Annotated in this window: 1 protein-coding gene and 1 pseudogene; both read right to left on the reverse strand. The window is 71.8% G+C overall.

Annotation, left to right across the window (positions count from 1 at the left end; translation table 11 throughout):
- On the reverse strand, positions 1-1,515 hold a 1,515-nt coding region (locus tag DM816_RS41545), incomplete at its 3' end, for a ComEC/Rec2 family competence protein (protein WP_162908416.1).
- Positions 1,515-2,096, reverse strand: a pseudogene (locus DM816_RS41550) (ComEA family DNA-binding protein); the annotation flags it as partial. The gene DM816_RS41545 and the pseudogene DM816_RS41550, both read right to left, overlap by 1 nt.
- Positions 2,097-2,365 lie beyond the last annotated feature (269 nt).

Raw genomic sequence — 2,365 nt, forward strand, 5'->3', positions numbered from 1 at the left:
CGCCACCGCGACGCCGAGCACCACCACGATCAACCGCACCCGCCGATATCGGAACCCAAGCAGCGCAACCACTGTGAGCCCGGCGAGCAGCAGCGCCCCGCCTACCCCACCCGGCCACGCGAGCACCCCGGCCGGCACGCCGCTGCCCACCTCGCCGATCTTCACCAGCCACCACGCCGGCCACCCGCCCAGCCAGGCCGCGAACCGCGCCGCATCGGGCCACACCGGCGACACCACGGCCGCGGCGACACCGGTCAGCGTCGCGGGAGCGATCGCCGGTACCGCCAAAAGGTTTGCCGGAATGGCCACCAGGCTGATGGTTCCGCTCAGCCCGGCCACCACGGGCGCACACGCCAGCTGCGCGCTGGCCGGGATGGCCAGCGCCTCCGCGACTCCGGCCGGAACTCCCTTGCGCCGCAACGCATCGCGCATCCGCGGTGCGATCATGAGCAGGCCCGAGGTCGCCAGCACCGACAGCGCGAACCCGGCGTCGCCCGCCAGCTCCGGGTCGACCACGACGAGCACGGCGACCGTCGCGCACAGTGCGGGCAGCGCTGCCCTCGATCGCCCGCCCGCGAGCGCGAGCAGGCCAACCCCGCCCATCGCCGCCGCACGCAGCACGCTCGGCGACGGCCGCACCAGGATGACGAACCCCACGATCGCGACCAGCGAGAGCCCCGCCGCCCACCGCGGCCCTAGCCGGCACCACCGCGCCACGAGGATCACGAACCCCACGACGATCGCCACGTTGGACCCCGACACGGCATTGAGATGCGTCAGCCCCACGTCGCGGAACTGCTGCTCGACCTCTGCCGGCAACCGGCTCGTATCGCCCACGACCAAGCCCGGCAGCAAACCGCCCGGCCCGTCGTCGAGCGGCTCGCACGCCACCTGCAACCCGGCACGCAGGCTGGCCGCCGCCCGCTGCGCCCACGACGGCACACCCAACCGCGTGGGCGCGGACGATGACGACAGCACGGCGGCCTTGAGGTCACCTGCACCGGCCGGTCCAAATCGGACGGTCGCCCGCACCCGTTGCCCGGGCAGCAGTCCGCGCCACCCCTCGTGCTCGCTGAGCACCAGCACACCCACGTCCATCGCCAGCGCGTCGACCGCACGCAGCCGCGCCGGCACCACCCACGTCCCCGACCTGGACAGCCGCGGATCGTCGCTGACCGACAGCTCCACCTCCACCGTGGCGCGCTCAGCCACCAGCGCGGCCAACTCCGGCGCGGTTGCCGCGGACAACCTAGCCGCAGTCGTCACCGCACCGCACGCGACTCCCACCGCGCCCGCCACAACGATCCATCGCCACTGCCACCGGCGCGTGACCGCCACCCCACCGGCCAGGAACGCCACACCCCCCAGCACCAACCCCACCCGCAGCCCGGCGTGCAAGGTGGACAGCGCGGCGGCCCAACAACCAAGCGCCAGCGGCGCCAGCCGCAAATCGAGCGAGCCACCACGCCCACGGCTCCCATGGGCGGAGCCATCCTTCACCGGCGAGGAATCCATCAGACCACCACCAGCTCCTTCAGCCGCGCGAACGTTTCCTCGCCGATGCCGTCCACCTGGCGCAGGTCGTTGACGCTGCGAAAGCCGCCGTGCTTCGTGCGGTAGTCGATGATGCGCTGGGCGAGCACCGGGCCGACCCCGGGCAGCGTGTCGAGCTGGGCGAGCGTCGCCAGGTTGAGGTTGACCTTGCCGTCGCCCGCACCCGCCGACTGTCCACTCACGACACCGACGGCGATGAGCTCGCCGTCGACCAGCTTGCGCGCGAGGTTGAGGGTGGACAGGTCGACGCCCGGCAATGGTCCCCCGGCCGCCTGCACCGCGTCGGCCACCCGCGAACCCGCCGGCAGGCGCACCAATCCCGGCCGCACCACCTGGCCGGAGACCGCGACGACCAGCTGCGACTCGGCCACACTCGCCGAACCCACCGGCACCGCGACCACCGGCTCGGAGCGTGGCGACGCCCGCCAGGCGAAGAAGCCGACCACCACGACAACCACGACCGCGGCGACGGCGAGGGCCTTGACCCCGCGCCGCCCGGGATCGAACGCGGACGGACCTGGCAGCGACTTCTGTTGTGGCTCATACGGTTTACGCACGTACACGAGACTAGGCCGAGCGAAAAACCTTACGCCAAGCCGATATTGGCTTAACTGTGGATAACCTCAGGCCTGTGGACAACCGGCAGTGGGCCCCCGAATTGAGCATCATGCCGCCGACAGACAAGCGAGGTCAATCCAATCGATGCAAAACAACCCCCGCCAACCCCGGCCCGACATCCGCCGCCACCGCCGCCCGACCTCACTCCTATGACGAACAAGCGAGGTCAACCCCGATGCACCACAACCCCCGC

Origin of the sequence: Allorhizocola rhizosphaerae (assembly GCF_003426775.1) — a bacterium.
In the GTDB taxonomy this organism is placed as follows: Bacteria; Actinomycetota; Actinomycetes; order Mycobacteriales; family Micromonosporaceae; genus Allorhizocola; species Allorhizocola rhizosphaerae.